The organism is Ruegeria sp. AG6 (genome assembly GCF_056541565.1).
In genome coordinates this window covers 1,332,636-1,353,943 of the sequence record NZ_JBQFYQ010000001.1, presented here as the reverse complement: position 1 = coordinate 1,353,943, position 21,308 = coordinate 1,332,636, and the positions used below count along the sequence as shown (strand labels likewise).

Annotated in this window: 26 protein-coding genes and 1 tRNA gene; 14 read left to right on the top strand and 13 right to left on the bottom strand. The window is 59.0% G+C overall.

The window, feature by feature from the left end:
• Nucleotides 1–6 precede the first annotated feature (6 nt).
• Together ACR0I0_RS06780 and ACR0I0_RS06775 are read left to right on the top strand one after the other, a co-directional pair.
• A complete protein-coding gene (locus ACR0I0_RS06780) occupies nt 7–1,302 on the top strand; it encodes a lipoprotein-releasing ABC transporter permease subunit (RefSeq protein ID WP_171722891.1) in 1,296 nt (431 codons plus the stop codon).
• Nucleotides 1,295–1,981 (top strand): ABC transporter ATP-binding protein, encoded by a 687-nt coding sequence (locus ACR0I0_RS06775; protein ID WP_171630915.1) that lies wholly within the window; start codon nt 1,295–1,297, stop codon nt 1,979–1,981. The genes ACR0I0_RS06780 and ACR0I0_RS06775 overlap by 8 nt, the downstream gene beginning before the upstream one ends.
• On the opposite strand, the gene ACR0I0_RS06770 is transcribed toward ACR0I0_RS06775, so the two are convergent.
• Nucleotides 1,965–2,402: a DMT family transporter gene (locus ACR0I0_RS06770; RefSeq protein ID WP_171114855.1), complete on the bottom strand. Its 438-nt coding sequence runs from the start codon at nt 2,400–2,402 to the stop codon at nt 1,965–1,967. The two genes, ACR0I0_RS06775 and ACR0I0_RS06770, sit on opposite strands and share 17 nt — an antisense overlap.
• A 97-nt stretch (nt 2,403–2,499) precedes the next feature.
• On the opposite strand from ACR0I0_RS06770, the gene ACR0I0_RS06765 reads away from it, so the two are divergent.
• A complete protein-coding gene (locus ACR0I0_RS06765) occupies nt 2,500–2,907 on the top strand; it encodes a c-type cytochrome (protein WP_209832486.1) in 408 nt (135 codons plus the stop codon).
• Here ACR0I0_RS06765 and ACR0I0_RS06760 read toward each other — a convergent pair.
• On the bottom strand, nt 2,904–3,596 hold the full coding sequence (locus ACR0I0_RS06760) for a hypothetical protein (RefSeq protein WP_480485311.1): 693 nt from the start codon (nt 3,594–3,596) through the stop codon (nt 2,904–2,906). The genes ACR0I0_RS06765 and ACR0I0_RS06760 overlap by 4 nt on opposite strands.
• Nucleotides 3,597–3,638: 42 nt before the next feature.
• Nucleotides 3,639–4,301, bottom strand: coding sequence for a DNA-3-methyladenine glycosylase I (locus tag ACR0I0_RS06755; RefSeq protein WP_480490660.1), 663 nt, complete (start codon nt 4,299–4,301; stop codon nt 3,639–3,641).
• Between the two features lie 418 nt (nt 4,302–4,719).
• On the opposite strand from ACR0I0_RS06755, the gene ACR0I0_RS06750 reads away from it, so the two are divergent.
• The 5 genes from ACR0I0_RS06750 (at nt 4,720) to ACR0I0_RS06730 (ending at nt 10,152) form a co-directional block, all read left to right on the top strand.
• A complete protein-coding gene (locus ACR0I0_RS06750; RefSeq protein WP_171630927.1) occupies nt 4,720–5,670 on the top strand; it encodes an ABC transporter substrate-binding protein in 951 nt (316 codons plus the stop codon).
• A gap of 9 nt (nt 5,671–5,679) precedes the next feature.
• Nucleotides 5,680–6,729, top strand: coding sequence for a quaternary amine ABC transporter ATP-binding protein (locus tag ACR0I0_RS06745; protein WP_171630931.1), 1,050 nt, complete (start codon nt 5,680–5,682; stop codon nt 6,727–6,729).
• On the top strand, nt 6,726–8,792 hold the full coding sequence (locus ACR0I0_RS06740; RefSeq protein ID WP_480490658.1) for an ABC transporter permease: 2,067 nt from the start codon (nt 6,726–6,728) through the stop codon (nt 8,790–8,792). Before ACR0I0_RS06745 ends, ACR0I0_RS06740 begins: the two co-directional genes overlap by 4 nt.
• A gap of 102 nt (nt 8,793–8,894) precedes the next feature.
• Nucleotides 8,895–9,560: an NnrU family protein gene (locus ACR0I0_RS06735; RefSeq protein WP_171722897.1), complete on the top strand. Its 666-nt coding sequence runs from the start codon at nt 8,895–8,897 to the stop codon at nt 9,558–9,560.
• A 70-nt stretch (nt 9,561–9,630) separates the two neighbouring features.
• Complete coding sequence (locus ACR0I0_RS06730) at nt 9,631–10,152, top strand: DUF2478 domain-containing protein (protein ID WP_171630940.1); 522 nt, start codon at nt 9,631–9,633, stop codon at nt 10,150–10,152.
• A 79-nt stretch (nt 10,153–10,231) separates the two neighbouring features.
• Here ACR0I0_RS06730 and ACR0I0_RS06725 read toward each other — a convergent pair whose 3' ends face one another.
• The gene (locus tag ACR0I0_RS06725) at nt 10,232–10,906 is read right to left on the bottom strand and encodes a VPLPA-CTERM sorting domain-containing protein (RefSeq protein WP_171722898.1); all 675 of its coding nucleotides are present in this window, start codon (nt 10,904–10,906) and stop codon (nt 10,232–10,234) included.
• Nucleotides 10,907–11,057: 151 nt separating this feature from the next.
• Nucleotides 11,058–11,141 (bottom strand) — tRNA-Tyr (locus ACR0I0_RS06720).
• 116 nt (nt 11,142–11,257) lie between these two features.
• Between ACR0I0_RS06720 and rlmB the strand changes: the two genes are divergently transcribed.
• From rlmB to ACR0I0_RS06700, 4 genes are all read left to right on the top strand, one after another.
• Nucleotides 11,258–12,028 carry a 23S rRNA (guanosine(2251)-2'-O)-methyltransferase RlmB gene (rlmB, locus tag ACR0I0_RS06715; RefSeq protein ID WP_171630944.1) on the top strand — a complete coding sequence of 257 codons (771 nt, stop codon included), beginning with the start codon at nt 11,258–11,260 and terminating at the stop codon, nt 12,026–12,028.
• An 18-nt stretch (nt 12,029–12,046) separates the two neighbouring features.
• A complete protein-coding gene (locus ACR0I0_RS06710) occupies nt 12,047–12,328 on the top strand; it encodes a hypothetical protein (protein WP_480490770.1) in 282 nt (93 codons plus the stop codon).
• A 97-nt stretch (nt 12,329–12,425) separates the two neighbouring features.
• Nucleotides 12,426–12,884, top strand: coding sequence for a YHS domain-containing (seleno)protein (locus ACR0I0_RS06705; RefSeq protein ID WP_171630946.1), 459 nt, complete (start codon nt 12,426–12,428; stop codon nt 12,882–12,884).
• Nucleotides 12,885–13,080: 196 nt separating this feature from the next.
• A complete protein-coding gene (locus ACR0I0_RS06700; RefSeq protein ID WP_171630948.1) occupies nt 13,081–13,551 on the top strand; it encodes a CoA-binding protein in 471 nt (156 codons plus the stop codon).
• On the opposite strand, the gene ACR0I0_RS06695 is transcribed toward ACR0I0_RS06700, so the two are convergent.
• The 4 genes from ACR0I0_RS06695 to ACR0I0_RS06680 form a co-directional block, all read right to left on the bottom strand.
• Nucleotides 13,548–14,120, bottom strand: a complete 573-nt coding sequence (locus ACR0I0_RS06695; RefSeq protein ID WP_171114881.1) for a hypothetical protein — start codon at nt 14,118–14,120, stop codon at nt 13,548–13,550. The genes ACR0I0_RS06700 and ACR0I0_RS06695 overlap by 4 nt on opposite strands.
• A 69-nt stretch (nt 14,121–14,189) precedes the next feature.
• The gene (locus tag ACR0I0_RS06690) at nt 14,190–14,507 is read right to left on the bottom strand and encodes a phosphoribosyl-ATP diphosphatase (RefSeq protein ID WP_171630951.1); all 318 of its coding nucleotides are present in this window, start codon (nt 14,505–14,507) and stop codon (nt 14,190–14,192) included.
• The gene (gene hisF, locus ACR0I0_RS06685) at nt 14,504–15,265 is read right to left on the bottom strand and encodes an imidazole glycerol phosphate synthase subunit HisF (RefSeq protein WP_171630953.1); all 762 of its coding nucleotides are present in this window, start codon (nt 15,263–15,265) and stop codon (nt 14,504–14,506) included. The genes ACR0I0_RS06690 and hisF overlap by 4 nt, the downstream gene beginning before the upstream one ends.
• Nucleotides 15,266–15,372: 107 nt before the next feature.
• Complete coding sequence (locus tag ACR0I0_RS06680) at nt 15,373–17,595, bottom strand: fused MFS/spermidine synthase (RefSeq protein WP_480490655.1); 2,223 nt, start codon at nt 17,593–17,595, stop codon at nt 15,373–15,375.
• Nucleotides 17,596–17,875: 280 nt separating this feature from the next.
• On the opposite strand from ACR0I0_RS06680, the gene ACR0I0_RS06675 reads away from it, so the two are divergent.
• Complete coding sequence (locus tag ACR0I0_RS06675) at nt 17,876–18,268, top strand: DUF302 domain-containing protein (RefSeq protein WP_171633762.1); 393 nt, start codon at nt 17,876–17,878, stop codon at nt 18,266–18,268.
• A 10-nt stretch (nt 18,269–18,278) separates the two neighbouring features.
• Here ACR0I0_RS06675 and ACR0I0_RS06670 read toward each other — a convergent pair whose 3' ends face one another.
• Nucleotides 18,279–18,743, bottom strand: coding sequence for a DUF2867 domain-containing protein (locus ACR0I0_RS06670; RefSeq protein WP_171630957.1), 465 nt, complete (start codon nt 18,741–18,743; stop codon nt 18,279–18,281).
• 4 nt (nt 18,744–18,747) lie between these two features.
• Entirely contained in the window at nt 18,748–19,470 is a 723-nt protein-coding gene (gene hisA / locus ACR0I0_RS06665) for a 1-(5-phosphoribosyl)-5-[(5-phosphoribosylamino)methylideneamino]imidazole-4-carboxamide isomerase (protein WP_152458684.1), read from the bottom strand.
• 134 nt (nt 19,471–19,604) lie between these two features.
• On the opposite strand from hisA, the gene ACR0I0_RS06660 reads away from it, so the two are divergent.
• Nucleotides 19,605–20,006, top strand: a complete 402-nt coding sequence (locus tag ACR0I0_RS06660; protein ID WP_171722904.1) for a DUF2147 domain-containing protein — start codon at nt 19,605–19,607, stop codon at nt 20,004–20,006.
• A 3-nt stretch (nt 20,007–20,009) separates the two neighbouring features.
• On the opposite strand, the gene hisH is transcribed toward ACR0I0_RS06660, so the two are convergent.
• Both hisH and hisB read right to left on the bottom strand, forming a co-directional pair.
• Nucleotides 20,010–20,648, bottom strand: coding sequence for an imidazole glycerol phosphate synthase subunit HisH (hisH, locus tag ACR0I0_RS06655; RefSeq protein ID WP_170343693.1), 639 nt, complete (start codon nt 20,646–20,648; stop codon nt 20,010–20,012).
• Nucleotides 20,649–21,236: an imidazoleglycerol-phosphate dehydratase HisB gene (gene hisB, locus ACR0I0_RS06650; protein ID WP_210092640.1), complete on the bottom strand. Its 588-nt coding sequence runs from the start codon at nt 21,234–21,236 to the stop codon at nt 20,649–20,651.
• Nucleotides 21,237–21,308: the final 72 nt, after the last annotated feature.

Here is a 21,308-nt window from a genome sequence, read left to right as displayed (position 1 = left end):
GCAGGCATGGCCAAGACACCCCCGCCCTTTGCCCCTTTTGAATGGAAAATCGCATGGCGTTATCTGCGGGCCCGCAGGGCCGAGGGCGGCGTCAGTGTGATGACCTGGATTTCTCTGATCGGGATCACATTGGCAGTGTTTGCCCTGATCGCGACATTGGCGGTCCGGTCCGGCTTCCGTTCGGAATTTGTTGGCACCATTCTGGGCGCCAACGCGCATGTGACGGTCTATTCGTCAGGCGAGATTGATGCGCAGGGGCGGGTGGATCGCACAATCGCCGACTTTGAGGAACGCGCGGCCCGGGTCGCGCAAGTGCCCGGTGTTCAACGCGCGGCTCCCTTGGTGAAGGGGCAGGTACTGATCACCAACCGCGACCGCAGCAGCGGGGTCGAGGTGTTTGGAATCCGACCCGACGATCTGCGTGATCTGCCCGGAATTGCCCAGGCAGAGCAGGCTGTGGGGGACTTGTCTGAATTCCAGGCGGGTGAGGATGTCATCGCAATTGGTTCAGGCGTGGCGCGCAGCATCGGGGCAACGGTCGGGGATGTCGTCAAGTTGACGTCGCCCAACGGCGTCAAAACCGCCTTTGGTACGTCGCCCCGCGTGAATGCCTATCGCGTTGTCTATGTGTTCTCGGCCGGGCGCTATGACATCGACCGCACCCGCGTCTACATGCCGTTTTCGCAGGCGCAGGGCTTTTTCAATCGCGAAGGTGTGGCCGATGAAATCGAAGTGATGGTGGACAACCCCGAAGACCTGGGCCCGATCCTGATTTCTATTCTCGAAGCATCGGGCGAGCGCAGCCAGATCTGGACCTGGCAGGATGCATCCGGAGGCTTTCTGCGGGCGCTGGAAGTTGAAGACAACGTGATGTTCATCATCCTTTCAATCCTCGTTCTGATCGCCGCGATGAATATCGTTTCGGGCCTGATCATGCTGGTCAAGAACAAGGGGCGCGACATCGGCATCCTGCGTACCATTGGCCTGAGCGAAGGGTCGGTTCTGCGTGTTTTTTTCATCTGCGGCGCTTTTACCGGCCTGATCGGAACGGCAATGGGGGTCATCCTGGGATGCCTTTTTGCGATCTATATCGATCCGATCTTTTCCTTCGTGAATTACGTGATGGGCGGCGGCGTCTGGGATCCGTCGATCCGGGGCATCTATGCCTTGCCCGCCGAGCTGCATCTGAGCGACGTGCTCAAGGCGATCGGCCTGTCGCTTGGCCTGTCCTTTGTCGTCACCTATTTCCCTGCCCGTCGAGCGGCGCGGCTGAACCCGGTCGAGGCGTTGCGCTATGAATGATGTCACATTGCGTCTGAAAGGTCTGACCAAGACCTATCTGAAAGGCAAACCGGGCGAGGTGCAGGTTCTGCGCGGAGTTGATCTGGATCTGCGCGCGGGTGAGGCCGTAGCGATGGTTGCGCCCTCTGGGGCAGGTAAATCAACGCTTCTGCATATTGCTGGTCTGCTGGACATGCCCGACGAAGGAACCGTTGAAATCGGCGGGCAGAACGTATCGGGCAAGGGCGACCGGACCAGAACCGCACTGCGTCGGCAGGATATCGGGTTCGTGTATCAATTCCACCACTTGCTGCCGGAATTCACGGCCTTAGAAAACATCACCCTGCCGCAACTGGCCAATGGTGTACCGGACAAGGCCGCACAGGCCCGAGCGCTGGATCTGCTGGACCGTGTCGGCGTGGCCGCACGCGCCAGCCATCGCCCCGCCGCACTCTCTGGTGGGGAACAGCAGCGGGTGGCGTTTTGCCGGGCCTTGGCGAATGCGCCCCGTGTTTTGTTGGCGGATGAACCGACGGGCAATCTGGACCCCGAAACCTCGGATCAGGTCTTTGATACACTGATGAAGCTGGTGCGGGACGAAGGGTTGTCGGCGTTGATAGCAACGCACAATCTTGACCTAGCGGCGCGCATGGACCGGATGGTCCGGCTTGAGGGCGGAGTGCTCAGGCCAGTTGAGTGATCGCAACGCCAATGGCCATGACGGCGATCCCGCCCATCCGCATAAGCGTAAGCGGTTCGACCTGTGCGCCGAACAGGCCGAAATGGTCGATGGCCGCAGCGCTGATCAATTGCCCGAGCAGCACAAAGAACACTGCATTGCCCACCCCGAAATGTGGTGCGACATGGGTGATCGACAGGACATAGAAAGCAATCAGGACACCTGCAAGCAACAGGTGTTTCGGCGCATTGGCAATCTTGGACAAGGCCGCAAATCCGGGAAACAGCGCCATGACCAAGGCGGAGGCGGCGAAGGCAATGGCAAACAGCACAACAGCTGCCGCAGTTGGCGACCCGATGACTTTTCCCAGCGCCGCGTTGAGCGCGGCCAGGATCGGAATTCCAAATCCGGCGGCCAGCATGATGGCGGCGTATTGTGTCATTACCCGAAACCTCTGTACCTTATTCGTTGATCTGGATCATTGCGCCAAGACGGTCATCGGGCAACCCTGCAAATGCCAATCCAGGCAGGAGGATACGATGTTCAAGGCAACAATCAGTGTGATGGTTCTTGGGGTTTCGGCTGCTGCCTCGCAGGCCGCCTGGGCTCAGGACGCGAAGACCGGAGAGGAACTCTATGTGCACCATTGCGCGACCTGCCACGGAATCGATGCGATGGGTCAGGGTCCGATGGCAGCCGTGCTGGTGGTTCAACCAAGTGATCTGACCGCTTTGTCCAACGAAGAGGGCGTGTTCCCGACTGCGGGCGTTGTCGCCCGCATTGATGGTCGGGATCCGCTGGTCAGCCATGGTAGCCCTATGCCGGTTTATGGTCCTTATTTTGACGGGCAGGACACATCCATGAAAACGCCGCAGGGTCAGCCAATTCTGACGAGCCAGCCCATCGTGGATCTGGTGGCCTATCTGGAAACACTTCAGAAGAATTAGGTTCCGCTGCAAATCCCGTCGATCTCGGCCTCGCTCCAGGGAAGCAAGATCGCGCGCTCACGCCCTTTTTGCGGAAGCGGGGACAGATCAAAATGCGCACTCAGCATCCTGTGCAGCCGTTTGGTTCGGGTGGCCTGAGGGTCCAGCGCACGGCAGCAAACGTATTCCTCAACGATGGCGCCCTGCTGTTCAAACCCGTAGGACAGGAAGTCCGGCGAGGTTTCGAGGTCAAAAAGATACGGGTCGCTGCGCCCACCATGTTCCGCCGCTGCTCGCAACGGGTGGTAACCGGTGGTCCGGCGATTCTGCCACTGCCAGACATGCGTCAGTTCATGGGCCAGCAGCATCGCGGCCACCAGGTTCATCTGATCCGGAAAATCGGACATGTAGTCTTCCAGATACCAGTCGCGCGCAAAATAGACCTTGTTGAACAGGGCCACGGCTGCGGGCCTGCCGGTCACCGGCCCGGGTTCTACCGGAGGAAGGATGCGCTCGCGGCAGGCCAGACGTGGCCGCTCTTCGCGGAAATACGTCACATTGGTAACCGGCGCGCCTTGGACCAATCGCACGCTGTCAAGATTCAGGGTCTCGCCCTGAATGGCATCCGCAAAGTCGCGCTCTTGCTTTGTCAACGGACGGCCGCAAGAGGACAGCAATAAAAGAGCACACAGGAATACGCGCAGAACCATGAGGTGAATCCTAGTCCTCTGCCTGCGATCCGCAAACGGTTTTCACAGGCTCATGGCCAGAACCCGGCTGATTTCCGTCAAAGACCGCCCGGATTGATCCATCCAGGAATTGAAGGCCCGTTGTACCGCCGCCATGGCTTTTTTCGACGTAGCGGGTTTGTCGATCACGCCCTCGGCGATCAGACGGGCGGTGACGTCTCGCGACAGGATGAAACTGTCGCGGCCCGCAAAACGCATCGCATATTGCGCCGAAGCCCCGCCAAGACGAGACCCGCGTTTGGACAGCATGGCAAGAAGGTTGACATAGTCATCAGAGGGCCAGCCCCCCAGAACCTGGCCCGCGCCGCCTTCGTTGCGCAGTTCCAAAAGGAACGCCGCGTTGTCCCGCACTGCTGCGATCTTGGTTCCATTGCGGACAATGCGTGTGTCTTGCAGCAGGGAATCGAACTTTTCATCATCCATGAACGCACACCGGCCCACATCGAAGCTGTCAAAGGCGGCCTCGAATCCATCCCATTTGTTTTCGATGACCTTCCAGTTGAAACCGGCCTGAAAGACGCATTTCGTGATGATCGATAGCCACCGGTCGTCGGGCATCGCCGCCAGTTCTTCGTGGCTTTTGGGCTTGTTCAGCTGTGCTTCAAAGGCTTCGATCCCACCGTGGCGAGAGGCGGCAATATCAAAGATCTCGTCAAATGAACGCATGAACCCAACCTCAAAGCTGTCTTAGGAAGAGTGTTTTGTTTTGCCTTCCTTTTGCAATGGGAATTTTCGGTGTTCGAAAGCCACCCGACCGGAAATGAAACTCGGCCCGAACAAGAAAAACACTGAACTGTCAAAGAAATCCTCGACAAACGGGTTTAAAACGGTTTGTGATTGACTCGTCAGTCAACATTCCGTGCCCCGGGGCGGGGGATAATGGCAGGTTGGGCGGGGGTCCTTGCGGCGCCTGCGGGAAAAAATCAACGCTTCAGCGGCAAGAAAGCCGCGCTGTTACAAACTGATCACTTTCCTTTTCCGACCAAATTTGTGCATGTTGCGGCATGGTATTGTCATCAGACAAAGACACCGGCGGGAAACCCCTGCCGGGGTGGGCAAAACAAATAAGACAGGGAGAAAATCCATGAAAAAACTGAGTGTAAGCCTTATGGCCCTGACCGTTGCCGGTGCGGCGCATGCGGCGGATATGGGGGCCGTGGACGAGCCGATCAAACTGGCGATCAACGAATGGACCGGTCAGCACGTAACCACGCATGTGGCGGGTGAGATGCTCAAGGCCGCCGGTTATAACGTGGAATATGTGACCGCCGGCATGATGAACCAGTTCCAGGCGCTGGCCGATGGAGACATCGACGCGACGCTTGAAATCTGGTCGTCCAATGTTTCGGATGAATATGCCAAGAAGATCGAGGAAGGCACGGTTGTCGAAATCGGCGATCTTGGCCTGGATGCCAAGGAAGGTATCGCATACCCGGCGCATGTCGCTGATCTGTGCCCCGGCTTGCCTGCGTGGGAAGCGCTGAAAGACTGCGCGCAGGTGTTCGCCACGGCGGAAACTCTGCCCGGTGGCCGTCTGGTCGACTATCCGGCCGACTGGGGCACGCCTGGTGCGGATCGCATGACTGGCCTTGAGCTGCCGTTCAAGGCTGTCCCCGCCGGTTCCGAAGGTGCCCTGATCGCTGAACTTCGCGCATCGACCGAGCGTAAATCGCCGCTGCTGATCACATTCTGGCAGCCGCACTGGGCGATGTCTGCCTATGACGTGCAGTTCGTTGAACTGCCCGCAGGTGAAGAGGCATGTTTTAACGATCCGGCGTGGGGTCCGAACCCGAACGCGGTAAACGATTGCGACTTTTCGCCATCGCGCATCTTCAAAGCCGGCTGGAGCGGCCTGGAAGAAAAGTGGCCGGCCGCCTATGAGATCCTGTCCAACTATCAACTGGCGGTCGAAGACCAGCAGCCGATGATGGGCGCGATCGATGTCGACGGCGGTCAGGTCGAAGAAGTTGTCGCCGCATGGATGGCCGAGAACGAAGACAAATGGCGTCCTGTTGTCGACGCGGCGACCAAGTGAGCCACTTAGGTGACTGACACGACTGTGCCAGCCATCGCCTGCCGGAATCTCTGGCAGGTGTTTGGCCCGGGCGCTGACAAAGCCCTGACCGACGCGCTGTCTCGGTCAGGGAATGACGCCGACAAGGCTGCCGTCGCCCTTCGCGAACAGGGGCTGATCCCCGCCGTTCAGGATGCCAATTTCGAAGTTCAGGAAGGTGAACTTTTCGTCATTATGGGCCTGTCGGGCTCGGGCAAATCCACGCTGATCCGCTGCATTTCGCAGCTGCTGCCCGGCACAGGCGGTGAGATTCGGGTGGACGGCGAAAATGTCATCGGCGCCTCAAAAAAGGCCCTGACCGAGCTGCGCCGGAAAAAACTGGGCATGGTGTTCCAGCATTTCGGCCTGTTCCCCCACATGACCGTTGCTGAAAACGTCGCATATCCTCTGCGCGTTCAGGGCGTGGGCAAAAAGGAACGGCTGGACCGCGCGCAGGAAGTGATTTCGCTGGTCGGTCTGGAAGGGCGCGAAGACAGCTTCCCGCGACAACTTTCCGGCGGGCAGCGGCAGCGGGTGGGTATCGCCCGCAGTCTTGCCGTAAACCCTGACATCTGGTTTCTGGACGAACCGTTCTCGGCGCTTGATCCACTGATCCGTCGCCAGTTGCAGGATGAATTCCTGCGCATTCAAGCGACGTTGAAGAAGTCGATCGTCTTCATCACCCACGATATTCAGGAAGCGCTTAAGCTGGCTGACCGTATTGCCATCATGCGGGACGGCAAGATCGTGCAGATCGGCACGCCCACGGATATCGTCCTGCGACCCGTCGATGACTATGTGCGCGAATTCTCGAAGGACGTCGCCAAGGGGCAGCATGCCAAGGTCGCCTCGGTCATGCGAAACGAGGCAGAGTGCGGCCCGGACGATCCCGGCCTGACCACATCGATGACACTGGACGCGGCCCTGGCCCATTGCATGGAACTTTATGAACCCGTGCCGGTGCGGGATGCCGATGGCAATGTCGTTGGCACGGTGCACCCTTCCGATCTGGCTGCCGCGCTTCAGGTGGACGAAACATGACCGCCGTAGCTGAGTTTCCGACGCAGCACGGCGCGCGGCTGACGGCAGGCGCCAGGGCCGCCCTGATCACGGTTGTCGTCGGTGCGGTTTGCCTTGCACTCGAGGGCATCGCCCCATGGCTGGTCAAATGGCCCGCCGCGTGGGAACTGCCTGCAACCCAATGGGTGGGCACGTTTCTGGACTGGTTTCTGAACCTGATCAAACCGGCGATGCGGTTGTTCTCGGATTTGATGACCTATCCGATGAACTGGGCGAATTTCGTTCTTGGTAACACACCATGGCCCATTCTGATCGGGATCGTGACCGCGCTGGGCTGGTATCTGGGCGGTTTGCCCATGGCCGCGCTGGGCTTTCTGGGCCTCAGCTTTGTTCTGGCGTCGGGTTACTGGGCTGAAAGCATGAACACTCTGGCCTTGGTCGCAGTATCCGTTCCGGTGGCGTTGATACTGGGTGGTGGCATCGGCATCCTCGCCAACGAGGTACCGCGGGTGAAATCCTTCGTTCAGGCGGTTCTGGATGTCATGCAGACGGTGCCGACCTTCGCATATCTGACACCACTGTTGCTGCTCTTTGGCTTTGGCCCGGTTGTCGGTCTGATCGCCTCGGCCATCTATGCTGCGCCGCCCATGGCGCGCAACGTGATGCTGGGGCTGGAACGGGTGGAGCCCGAGATCAAAGAGGCCGCCATCATGTCCGGTGGCACGCGTTTTCAGCAACTGTTTCAGGTCGAAATTCCCGCCGCCACGACGCAGATCATGGTCGGTGTGAACCAGTGTCTGATGGCGGCCTTGTCCATGGTCATCATTGCCGCCGTCATCGGTGGGTTCAACGATATCGGCTGGGAGGTTCTGCTGACCATGCGCAAGGCGCAGTTCGGGGAGTCTCTGATGGCGGGTCTGGTCATCGTGGTCTTTGCCGTCGTCATAGATCGCATGAGCGGCACCTTGGCGACCGAGCGCAAACGTTATGACAGTCGGGTTGTCTGGGCGATGTTGGGTTTCGCCGTGGTCTTCACCGCCGCCTTCTGGGCGTGGTTGCCGAACCCATCCGAACTGACCTTGCTGGATCCGATGGCCGAGGCCGTGGACAGCGGCCTGACCGCGTTCACTCAGGCCAATGGCCCGTGGTTGGATGCGCTCAAGAACAACTCACTTTTCTATGTGCTGCTGCCTTTGCGGATCGGTCTGGATCAGGCGGTGCTGCCCTTCACCTGGGGCTTCCAGTGGACGCCGGGCATGAGCTTTGGCCTGTTTGCCGCAGGTGCCGGGATCGCGCTGTTGATGGCATGGCGTGGGCGGCTGACGGGTGGTCTGATCGTCATGATCCTGATTGGAATGCTGGAAACCGGCATTGCCAACCTGCCGTGGCCCTTTGTCCTGACCGGCGCCGCTGCTCTGGGCTGGGTCGCGGGGGGCTGGCGTCTGGCGGCGCTGTGCGTGGGGCTGCTTTGCACCATCCTCGTTTCGGGCCTGTGGGAGAGAGCGCTCTTGTCGCTTTACCTCAGCGGTGCGGCGGTGTTTTCCTGTGCCGTGGTCGGCGGCCTGATCGGCCTTGCCAGCGCGGTCTGGGAACCGGTGTGGAAAGTGGTCCGTCCGATCTGCGACATGTTGCAGACAATCCCTCTGTTCGTGTTCCTGATCCCGGTTCTCATGGTGTTCCAGATCGGCGAGTTCTCGGCCTTTCTGGCAATCTGCGCCTATGCGATCGTGCCCATGATCCGCTACACGCGGCACGGGTTGGTCAACACGCCGGACGAGATGATGGAGGCCGCGATCTCAAGCGGTGCGACCGAGTGGCAGATCATGCGCGACGTGCGCGCGCCCTATGCCGCGCCCACGATCCTGCTGGGGTTGAACCAGACCATCCTCTATGCCTTTGCGATGCTGGTGATCGCCGCCCTCATTGGCACCACGGGTCTGGGGCAGTCGATCTATCTGGCGCTGGGTCAGGCAGATGTGGGGCTTGGCATTTCGGCCGGGGCCGCGATGGCGATTCTGGCGCTGATTGCCGACCGCATAGTGCAGGGGTTTGCCGAAGAACGCCGCGCGGCGCTTGGATTGTAAACAGGGCAGGGGCGATGCACCGCCCCTGCGCCGAACTTGATTTTGGACAAGGATACCAGTGTCGTCCTGATCTAGACCGATCCCAATAACGCGGAGATCACCATGACCGGTTGGGTCCTATTCCTTGCAGCGCTCGTCACATTCCTTCTCAGCCACGCGATTCCGGTGCGACCCGCCATACGCGGACGGCTGATCGATACACTCGGACGCCGGGGGTATTTCACGGCCTATTCGGTTCTGTCGCTGGCCGTCCTGGCGTGGTTGATCATCGCCGCTGCCAACGCTCCTTATGTCGAGGTCATTCCGCCATTTGCGGTTTTGCGCTGGGCGCCGGTTCTGATCATGCCGGTGGTCTGCTGGCTGGCTGTTGCGGGGCTGATCATTCAGAACCCGTTCTCATTCGGAGGGCTGGGCAATCGGCCCTTTGACCCAGAACAGCCCGGTATCCTGCGCACCACCCGACACCCGATCCTTGCCGCGCTGATGCTGTGGGCGGTGGCACATCTTCTTGCCAATGGCAGCCTGTCACATGTGATTCTGTTCGGCCTGTTTGCCGGTTTCGCAGCCATGGGCATGGCCCTTGTCGACCGGCGCAAGTCGCGGGAAATGGGCTTTGAATGGGTCCGCTTGTCCCGCAACACGGCGCGGTTCTCACTGCGCGCACCGCGTCCCTGGCCGCGTCCCGGGGTGTGGCTGGCCGCACTTGCCGCCTATGCGGTTCTGCTTCACCTGCACGCCCCTGTGATTGGCCTGTCCCCGCTTCCGTGAACGAGGGAGTGGCCGGGCGGTGTCATGCGTGCTATTTGAAACGTCACAAACGAATTACAAGAGGTCCAAGATGCATCTGGCCTATGTCACCACCACCGATCGCGGCGCGACGGACCGCCTGCTGAGCGCCGTTGCGGACCGCCTGCTGGCCTCCGGAGCAAAACTGGCCGGTGTCGTGCAAACAAACACGGAATGCGCCGACAGCAGCAAATGCGATATGGACTTGCGCGTGCTTCCCGATGGTGAAACCATCCGCATTTCGCAGTCGCTGGGCACCCAGTCGCGCGGCTGCCGTCTGGACCCGGCAGCGCTGGAACAGGCGGTGGGATATGTGACTGCCTCGCTGGAGGGCGCGCCCCAATTGCTGATCATCAACAAATTCGGCAAGCATGAATCCGATGGGCGTGGATTCCGCCCCGTGATCGGCGAAGCCCTGGCGATGGATATCCCGGTTCTGGTCGGCGTGAACGGTTTGAACGAAGAGAAATTCCAGACTTTCGCGGATGGCGCAGCGCAAGCCCTGCCGGCGGATCTGGATGCAATCGAGGCGTGGTTCAACAAGGTCTCGGAACTGCGCCCGGCGGCAGAATAGAACCTTCCAAACCCTTGGTTAAGAAACAAAAAACGGCGCTGACCAACAATCAGCGCCGTTTTTTTGATGTTGGGTGCAACTAGGTTGTCTTAAGCCTGCGGTACCCGAACAGGCCCAGAACGGCCCCGATCAAAAGCAGCCCGCTTGCGGGCAGGGGGACCGGTGCAACCTGCAGGTTATCCACGTTGAATTCGCCACACCATTGGTCGCACCAAACGGTGTTTGACCCAAGGCCAAAGGGGAATTTGACTGCGTTGGGGACGTTCAGCGTGATCAAAAGTTGATCAATGGCCGTGAACCCACTTGAAAAACTAAAAGTGTTCAAAGCCGAAGGTCCGAACGTCTGCGTCGCAACTGTGGCACCGTTCAGAAGCCCCGAAAATGTCAGGGTTGGAACTGTTGCAGTACCCGCCTTGAGCCACTGGTTGTAGGCCTGCGTTCCAAGTGCGGGTGCAGGGCCGGATCCAGTCTTGAACACACGTGACAACCCCCAAAGATCGACGGACTGCACAGTGAATTTCGTCCCGTTTACGGCCTGCACGACGGTTGACAGCACACCGTTGTCATCATGGAAATTAATCTGATTTCCAAAATTGTAGACCGCACCATAGTCAAAGGTGAAACCTTGGCTGGTTCCCTGATATGTTGTCAGGCCGCTTTGGGGATCATTTGGAAAATTATTATCAAACGTAATCGTCAGCGCATTCGCCGCGCCTGCGACACACACGGCAATAGCCGCCAGTATCAATCTCATAACAAATCCCTCGCAAATACGTGAACAGACTAGCGGGCGGTGCCCTGTTTCGCAACTTTTACGAGTCTTTGCAGCCATCATTGCGCATAAGCATGCACATAAGCTCGCGCGGGCGATGCGTTCTAGCCATCTTTGAATTCTACGGGAAAGATGGTGGGCGACCCTGGAATCGAACCAGGCGTGCGTCTCCGCGAGGGAGTTACAGTCCCCTGCCACACCTTGCGGCCTGTCGCCCACTGTCAGGCGTTGCACCTGACGTGGAGGCGTGATTACTAGCGCACCAAAGGAGCGTCAACAGGAAAATTTCGCTTTGGCGCAGGAAACCGAATTCCCGGCCCGGAGGCCTGAAAAATGAAGAAACCCAAATGGGTCGTTGAAAAGGAGCAGGCGCGCAAGGCCGCGGCTGCTGAAACCGTTTGGCTGTTCGGTCTGCATGCAGTTCGCGACGCTTTGATGAACCCCAATCGGCAGAAATTGCGCCTGATCGTAACGCGCAATGCGCGGGACAAACTGGCGGAAGCGATTGAATTCTCTGGTATCGAGCCCGAGATGGCCGATCCGCGCAAGTTCTCGGCGCCCATCGATGCAGGCTCGGTGCACCAGGGTGCCGCGTTGGAGGTAAAGCCGTTGGATTGGGGCGGACTGGCCGAAAATTGCATCGGTCGGGAAAATCCACGCGTTATCCTTCTGGACCGCGTTACGGACCCGCACAATGTCGGGGCGATTCTGCGCTCGGCCGAAGTTCTGGGTGCCAGTGCCGTCATAGGCACCCGCCACCATTCCGCGCCCGAGACCGGGGCCCTGGCAAAAACCGCCAGCGGCGCGCTGGAGCGTCAACCCTATCTGCGGATGCGCAACTTGGCCGACACAATTGTTGAACTACAGAATATGGGATTTCTGGTCCTTGGGTTGGATGGTGAAGCAGAGGTAACGATCGAAGGCGCGCTGAGCGACGGTCGGGACCGCCCCGTCGCACTTGTTCTGGGGGCGGAAGGCCCGGGATTGCGCCAAAAGACGAAGGAAACCGTGGATCAATTGGTGAAAATTGACGCAGCCGGGGGATTCGGATCGCTGAATGTCTCAAATGCGGCGGCAATCGCCTTATATGCATCCCGGCCCTGACAAAAAAAGGAGAGCGCTATTTCCGGTCCATCCAAAATTGCGACCTGCTGCTATTGCGGGACCCGGGCTGTGCTGGTCCTGAGGGGCAAAGAACGGCACGAGCTGAGCTGTTCCAGTTGTGGCGCACCTTTGCACGATCTGAAGATGCTGCCCAAGCGGAAGGCCGCGCCTGCCAAAACAGTGCGATCTGAGGTTTCTCATGCCCCTCCGCGGAAGGCCAAGCGAAAAAAGAAGAAAAAGAGCATGTTCTCGCGCGTGTTCGATGAAGCCTGGGATGTGATCGAAGACATTTTCGATTGAACGTTTTTGGGTGAAGATCGTTCACATCCACGTCAACAGGGGTTCCGCATGCAGCAAAAAATTGCATCTTGATACCCCAGTGATTTCTGATTCTGACATGGCAATGCTGACCCGACGTTCCACACTTGGCGCGCTGTGCGCTTTTTTTCTGGCGCCTGCCACGTATGCGCAGGAAAGGCCCGTTTACTACGCCACCGAAGGGGTGGCGTTGGCCGGGTATGACGCCGTGTCCTATTTCGACGGTTCTACGCCGATCATGGGCATGCCCGAGAATTCCGTGATGTGGAAAGGGGCGCGGTGGCATTTCACCTCGCAGGAGAACCGCGAGCTGTTCGAAAGCAATCCCCGTGCTTTCGCGCCGCAGTTCGGCGGGTATTGTTCATATGCAATGGCGATGGGCGTTCTGAAGAGCTCGGACCCCAAGGCCTGGAAAGTCGTGGATGGTCGTCTGTACCTGACACACTCGATCGAGATCGAAGAAATCTGGAAGCAGGATCAGGCAGAATACATTGAGTTGGCTGAAGAAAACTGGCCGGCAATCCTCTATCACGAATGAGCGGGAATCAGCTAATTGTGATGAGTCATCACAAAAATGCGCCGCCCCTCTTTTTTTTAACAAATATATGCCTAAATGTCACAGTGACCGCGGAATGGAACTGCCGCGGGTCATTTCACTGTCCCTCGTTCCAACAACTGGCGCCCAAGGTTTCTTGGGCGCTTTTTTCTTTTTGGAACCCTGCTAAGGATAGGGCATGCCAGACTATTCCGATCAGCACCTGAGAACCATTCTGCAACGCACCAAGTCCGTTGCCGTTGTCGGGGTGTCCATGAACCCGGTGCGGCCCAGCTACTACGTCGCCCGCTACCTGTCGTTGAAAGGGTTCAACGTGATCCCGGTCAATCCGGGCCATGCCGGGAACGACTTGTTTGGCCAGACGGTACGCGGCAGCCTTTCGGAGATATCCGAACCCGTGGACATGGTAGACATCTTCCGACGGTCCGAATCCGTGCCGCCCATTGTGGACGAAGCGTTGGAGGGGTTCCCGTCCCTCGGAACGATCTGGATGCAGATCGGGGTTGAACACCCTGAAGCGGCAGCCAAGGCCGAGGCCCGCGGTGTGGACGTCGTGATGAACCGCTGTCCGAAGATCGAGTATCAGCGCCTGTTTGGCGAGCTGCGCATGGGTGGGTTTTCCACCGGGATCATCTCGTCCAAGCTTTAGGGCGTTGCTGGCTGATAGGGTTTCAGGCGGGCAACCTGTTCCTGTCGTCGTTTTTCCAGCACCACGTCCCGAGGGACCCAATCATATCGGGTATCCTCGACCAGAGGTGACCAGAACAAAACCCCGCCATAGCGCCACGGATCCAGCACGACGCCCTCATACAGCGATTCACCCTTGCGACTGATAATCGCGGTGCTGTGGTCGATCCTCAACGGATTGTCGGCGTTGGCGATGGCGCGGTGCAATTCCAGCGTCTGGAAGTTTTCCTGTTTCAGACGACGCTCGATATCCTCGGCCCAATGCCAGCACAGACCACGCGGGCGCAATCCCTTGTTGACCTTCGCATTGTGGATCAGCGGCGGGTCGGTGATCTGGTATTCGTCCACCAGCTGCGCGGTATAGGAATAGGCGACTTGCGCCGCCCGGCGGGCTTCTTCCGGATCGATATCCGGGCCAAGACGCTGAATCTCGGCTGTCAGGCGTTGCACCTCATCCCCGGTCGAAGGGGGAGGCGCCGCACATGCCGCAACGATGGCAAGCGTTGCCACAAGCATCAAAATTCGGATCATGTCGCGCCCTCGACCTGTCATTCTGACGCCCGAGTATAACGGGCGTTGCGGCGGCGCGGAACCCGGCCGTTACCCTTTGGGGCGGGCGGCTTTTTCGGCAATGCCGCTGATGCCCTGACGGCGCGCAAGTTCGGCCAGAACATCCTCCAGCGCCACGTCCCGGGCGGCCAGCATGACCAGCAGGTGATACAGCACGTCTGCGGCTTCGGCGGTCAGCTTGGCCTGATCGCCCTTTGTGGCTTCGATGATGGCTTCGATGGCTTCTTCACCAAATTTCTCGGCGCATTTCTCGGGACCCTTTGCAAGCAGCTTGGCTGTCCAGCTTGAATCGGGATCAGCCCCTTTACGCGCCTTAATCGTGGCAGCAAGGTCGTGCAGAATGCTCATGTCAGCCTCATCGGAATGCCTGCGGCGGCCATATGCTCTTTGGCTTCGCGGATCGTGTATTCTCCGAAATGGAAGATCGAGGCTGCAAGCACCGCACTTGCGCCACCTTGGGTGACGCCTTCGACCAGATGGTCCAGTTTACCGACACCGCCGCTTGCGATCACGGGCACATCCACGGAATCGGAAATCGCGCGGGTCAGGGGCAGGTTGAAGCCAGCCTTGGTGCCGTCGCGGTCCATCGAGGTCAGCAGAATTTCCCCGGCGCCTTTGGCGACAACAGTTTTTGCGAACTCGACCGCATCAATGCCCGTTGGCTTGCGGCCGCCATGCGTGAAAATCTCCCACTTTCCGGGGCTGACCGTCTTGGCGTCGATGGCGCAGACGATGCACTGGCTGCCGAATTGATCTGCTGATTCCGCGATCACGTCGGGATTGGCGACGGCTGCCGAGTTGAAGCTGACCTTGTCTGCCCCCGCCAGCAACAGGGCGCGGACATCATCCTTGGTGCGAACTCCGCCGCCGACTGTCAGAGGTACAAAGCACTGCTCGGCGGTGCGCTGTACCACATCGAACATGGTGCCGCGGTTTTCGTGGGTTGCGTGGATATCAAGAAAACAGATTTCGTCCGCGCCTGCGGCGTCATACGCCTTGGCCGATTCCACGGGATCGCCCGCATCGCGCAGACCGACGAAATTCACGCCTTTGACCACGCGGCCATCGGCAACATCAAGGCAGGGAATGATCCGGGTCTTCAGCATCTGATCGTCCTTCGTTGCCGGACCTTTACCGACAAAGCGCCGCCGATGCCACAGACGTTTTGCCGCCCATGGCCCTGGTAGCACGGGCCATGGGCGGAGCGGGGGGCTTAGTGATCCCGGTTCTTCAGCAGTTTCAGTGCCGAAAGCAGGTTTGCCTTACCATCGGTCCATGGCAGCGCTCCGTCGGTTTCGACGATTTGCCAGTTTCCATCCTGCGCAAAACTCTCAATTCGGGATTTGTCGGGGCTCAGGATCACAACGCTGCTGGTGGCGGCTCCGGTTTCAACCTGCTCTTTACCCACGGCCAGCTGCTGATGCGCAGCGGTCAGGTTCAGGCTGTCGGCAATTCGGGCCAAAGGCTGGACCAGATCGTAGAACCGGTTTGTGATGTGGAACACCAAAACCCCATCATCGGCCAGGCGGCTGGTGTACATCTCTACCGCCTCGCGTGTGATCAGGTGAAGCGGAATCGCGTCCGAGCTGTACGCATCCAAAACCAGGATATCGAAGGCAAAAGGCTTCTGCTTCAGAACGATCCGGGCGTCACTCAGATGGGTCTCGGAATCGGGCGTGCATTCCGACAGATAGGTGAACAGCGAAGGGTCGCGTGCGATCTGGTCAACGGTCGCGTCGATCTCGAAGAAGTCCCAGTTTTGAGCAGGCTGCCGATAGCAGGCCAGTGCACCTGTTCCAAGACCGACAATTCCGATGCTGTTGGATTGCTTGCCGAAGTCCGACGTGATGACCTGCGCCATCGGTCCTTCGGGGTGATAATAGGACAGCGGTGTGGGTCGAGTGCCATATTCGGATTCGCGTTGCCAGCCATGCACCGTGGTGCCGTTCTTGTAAAGACGGTAGCCCTTGCTTGAATACACGGAATGCACGCCGAAAAAGCTGCGATCTTCGAACACCGGATTGTTTTTTACCGCAAATGCGGGAAGCAGAACGACGGTAAGAACCACAGGGATACGCATGGCCTGCGCCCGGAACAGGTACAGCACTGCGAATATCAGCACGAACAGCGCGCCTGCTCGCGGGATATATGCGCTCAGCGCCGCGACGCCGCGTGTCGCACCTGCGATGACGAGGATGAAAACACTTGCCGCGATGCCCATGATGACATGGCGAAGGGCAAATCCCGGGGCGCGGACAAGAAACAAGCCTCCGGCCAGAATCATGGTGATTGGCGCCTCCAACTCACGTGTGAAGGCAATTGGCGCAACGATCGAGTTGAACAGCCCGCCAATTGCTCCGCCCATGGAAAGGGCGATGTAGAACACGGTCAATTGCTCGGCGGATGGGCGCATGTCGTACAGCAGGCGGTGCGCAAAAAGGGCGATGATGAACAACACCGGGACATAGAGCAGAATAACCATCGGCGCGTCATGCTCGCTGACCACCTTGGACACCAGTAAGACACCCGCCGCCAGCGCCGCCAGCATGGGCAGGTTCAAGGCGTCAAGCGTCAGGTGTTTCCATTTGGCAAACGCGATGATGAAGGACAGGATATAGACCGCCAGCGGAACAACCCAGATCAACGGGAGAGCACCCAGATCCGTGCTAACCCGCGTTGTGAAGGACAGCATCAAGGAAGAGGGGATGAAGGCGACGAACACCCAGACAGCGATCTGCCGCAGGGTCGGGAAACTGGCCTTGAGCGCCGTTTGAACCGACGGCTTCGTGTGCCGTGATCCCCGCAAGGCGATCATGCCACTGCCAAGCAAAAGCGCGCCGAGCAGCACGAAGCCGACCAGCCAGGCACGGCTGATCTCGGCTGCGCCAAAAAATGGATCCGCAACCAGGGGGAAGGCCAACAACGCCAGCAAGGATCCGACATTGCTGGCGCTGTAGAGGAAATACGGATCATCCGCCGAAGGCCCGCCCGACCTGGCGTACCAGGCCTGCAACAGGGGCGCATTTGCCGACAACACCGCAAAAGGTACACCCACACCTACGGCGAACAGGCCAAGCGTTTGTAGCGCGGTCGAGGTCGAGGCGTCATAGCTCCAACTTTCGCTTGTGGACAGCGGCAGGAAAGTCAGCGCCGCCACCCAAAAGGCAAAATGGGCGATGATCTGCCAGCGCAAGGGCAGAAACTTGGTCAACAGGTGCGCGTAAACATACCCGAATATCAGCACCACTTGGAAAAACAGCATAGCCGTCGTCCAGACCGCCGGGGCGCCGCCGATTTTTGGAAGAACCAGTTTGGCAAAAAGCGGCTGGACAAAGAACAGAAGACTGGCGCTCGTGAAAATCGCCGCACAGAAGATCGCAATGGTTGCCGATCCGAATCTGGACGTTTTGGGAACGTCTAGGTTGGAAACACTCACGTTTGCCACCCGGGTTGTTGTGTTTGACGAAGGAGTGAAGCGGGGATTCCGCCCGAATTATGGCTCAACCCAGTGAAATGTTTGGCTTCTGGTCGGATTGTTCTTCAAAGCCAGGATAAAATGGGCGTCATCAATTCTGGCAAAGCTTTGCTGATGCCAGACTTGTGATTGTCAGATTTCCAAAACCTGTGAGAATTGGAGTGAATATTACAGAAGGAATACCGACATGCGTAGCTTGATACTTGCTTCAATTTTTTCGCTCGGAGGGGCTTTGGCTGCCATGGCTGACGACATCATCAAAGTTCAAACGAACAAATCCGTAGCCGAGGCGCTGGATGCGCTGGAAGCAGCGGTTGGCAACGCAGGGGCCACTGTCTTCGCCCGTATCGACCACGCGGCCGGGGCGGAAAAGGTCGGTACGCCCATTCCGGCCAATCAAGTGCTGATTTTCGGCAATCCTGCGCTGGGCACGCCGGCCATGCAGATCGATCCGCGTGCAGGATTGTTCCTGCCGCTCAAGGTGCAGGCGTATGAGGATGGGAACGGTCAGGTCTGGTTGGCCTATGAAGACCCCAAGGAAACGATGGACGAGCTGGATGACGTCGAAAAGTCACCTGTAGTCGAGAAGATGCGCGGTGCGCTCGCCAAGTTGACCGCTGCGGCCGCGGGTTAGACCTTTTGGGTCATGTGCTTGCGCTTTTCACACGCGCAAGCGCGTTTCGCGCGATCAGGATGTGAAATGGCAGGATCGCAGCCAGGTACAGGCGCCCGCCAAGGTTATGGCGTCGGACCCATGTGGCCAGCGAGATGCGGCCGTTTTCCGACAGGACGGACACCCGGAAATCCAGGTGGCGATCGTTGAAACCTGCGATCACCTCGGTCCTGCCATCATGTTCGACCGGGAAGATCCCCAGCTTGTCGTCAGCATCCGGGCCGGTCGTGCTGAGGCCAAAGGGTGTCACCAACAGGCCGCGCAGCCGAACCAATGCCAGCACCCATCCGGGGAACGCGGTGATGATTTCCGCGGCCCGGCGCGGCGGAAGATTGGATTCAACACTGAAGCAGTCCAGAAAGTCGCCGGTTTTGAACCGTTCGTTCAGCAGGCTGTGCGCGGACAGTTCGGAACGCTTTACCGGCGAATGAAACATAAAGCTATCCTCTGAGCGTGGTCAGAGCCTCTTTCAGATCAATCGCTCCATCATAAAGCGCGCGGCCGGAAATGGCACCGTTCAAAGCTGCGCCACAATCGCGCAGGGCGATCAGATCGGCGATCGAGGACACGCCGCCAGATGCGATGACCGGAATATCGACCGATTTGGCAAGCTCTGCGGTGGCCTCGACATTGGGGCCCTGCATCGCGCCGTCCCGGTTGATGTCGGTGTATATGATCGCAGCGACGCCCGCGTCTTCGAAGCTGCGGGCCAGATCGGTTACCTGAACGTCGGTTTCTTCGGCCCAACCCTTGGTGGCAACCAGACCGTTGCGCGCGTCGATGCCCACGGCGACCTTGCCGGGAAAGGCTTTGGCCGCTTCGCGCACCAGATCGGGGTTCTCGACCGCGACCGTGCCCAGAATCACGCGGGCCAGGCCTTTGTCGATCCAGGTCTCGATGGTGGCCATGTCGCGGATGCCGCCTCCCAATTGCGCGGGCACGTCGCAGGCTTTCAGAATCGCTTCGACCGGGGCGGCGTTGACTGGCTCACCAGCAAAAGCGCCGTTCAGATCGACCAGGTGCAGCCACTCGCACCCGGCCTCGACAAAGGCGCGGGCCTGCGCGGCGGGGTCTTCGTTGAACACGGTGGCCTTGTCCATTTCACCACGCAGCAGGCGCACGGCATTGCCGTCTTTGAGGTCGATGGCGGGGTAGAGGATCATGTCGGGCGGCCCTATATCTGTGTTGCACGCGCGGGATATCGCACAGGCGGGGCAGGGGATGCAACGCGACGCTGGGTCATTCTTGCCCGCAGCTGGTTGCCGGGTCAGACTGCCATCAAAACAGGGAGACAATCATGAAGAAATTTACGTTTGCAGCGGGTTTGATGTTTCTTGCGACCAGCGCGATGGCTGCGGATCCCGTCGACGGTCTGTGGAAGACTGCACCCGGTGATACCGGCGGCTATCTGCACGTGACGATTTCCGGATGCGGCAGTGCGATCTGCGGAACCATCGACAGCGCCTTTGATGCGGATGGCAACGAGCAGCTGGAATATGAAAACCTGGGCAAGCAGATCATTTGGGACATGGTGCCCGATGGCGGCGGAAGCTATGATAGCGGCAAGATCTGGGCACCGGACCGGAACAAAACCTACAATTCAAAAATGTCACTGGACGGCCAGAACAAACTGACCGTCAAGGGATGTGTGGCGGGCGGTCTGATCTGCCGCGGTCAAACCTGGACGCGTGTTCAGTAAGCCTCAGGGTTTCCAGGTCAGGAAGTTGCCCAGCATGCGCAGGCCAACGTCCTGGCTTTTCTCGGGGTGAAACTGCATTCCAACCATCGTGTCGCGGCCAATGACGGCCGTGACCTCCTGCCCGTAGTCCACATAAGCCAATCTCTGTGCCGGGTCGGACACCCGGAAGTGGTACGAGTGGACGAAATAGGTGTGATCGCCGGATTTCACCCCGTTGAACACCGGGTGATCGCTGTCCAGAACAAGATCGTTCCAGCCCATATGCGGAACTTTCAGCGATGTGTCTGACGGCTCGATCCTGACGACATCGCCGGCAATCCAGTCCAGACCATCCGTTTCGCTGTATTCATGGCCTTTGGTTGCCATCAACTGCATCCCCACACAGATGCCCAGAAACGGGCGGCCTTTCTGTTCGACCGCCTCGACCATCGCGTCATAGATGCCCTTGTGCCCACGCAATTCGGCAGCGCATGCCGGAAACGCCCCGTCGCCCGGCAGAACCAAGCGATCCGCGCGTGCCACAACATCCGCGTCCGAGGTGACGACAACCTCACCGGCGCCGACCTCTTGCGCCATGCGCTGAAACGCTTTTTCCGCCGAGTGCAGGTTGCCGCTTTCGTAGTCGATAATGGCGGTCAGCATTTACAACGCGCCTTTGGTCGACGGAATCGCATCTGCCTTGCGCGGATCGGTTTCAACGGCGTCGCGCAGCGCGCGCGCGACGGCCTTGAATGCGGCCTCGGCGATGTGGTGGCTGTTGAAGCCGTGCAACTGGTCGATATGCAGCGTGATGCCGCCATGGGTGCTGAGCGCCTGAAAGAACTCGCGCACAAGTTCTGTGTCGAATGCACCGATTTTCTGCGTCGGCAGGTCCACATTCCAGATCAAATAGGGGCGGCCGGACAGGTCCAGCGCACAGCGCACCTGAGCGTCATCCATCGGTAGGTGGCATTCTCCGTACCGCCGGATACCCTTTTTGTCGCCCAGGGCCTGCGTCAAAGCCTGCCCCAGCGCGATGCCGGTATCTTCGACCGTGTGGTGATCATCAATGTGGTAATCGCCCTTGGCGCGGATCGTCATGTCGATCAGCGAATGGCGCGCCAGTTGATCCAGCATGTGATCAAAAAATCCAACTCCGGTCTGATTTTCATACATGCCGGTGCCATCCAGATTGATCTCGACCGAAATTTCGGTTTCGGCAGTCTGGCGGCTGATCTTTGCGCTGCGCATGGGCGAATTCCTTTTGCTACAGGCGCGCTTATAGACGGGGAAGGTCGGGGTTTTCCAGACCGCGCGTTGCGA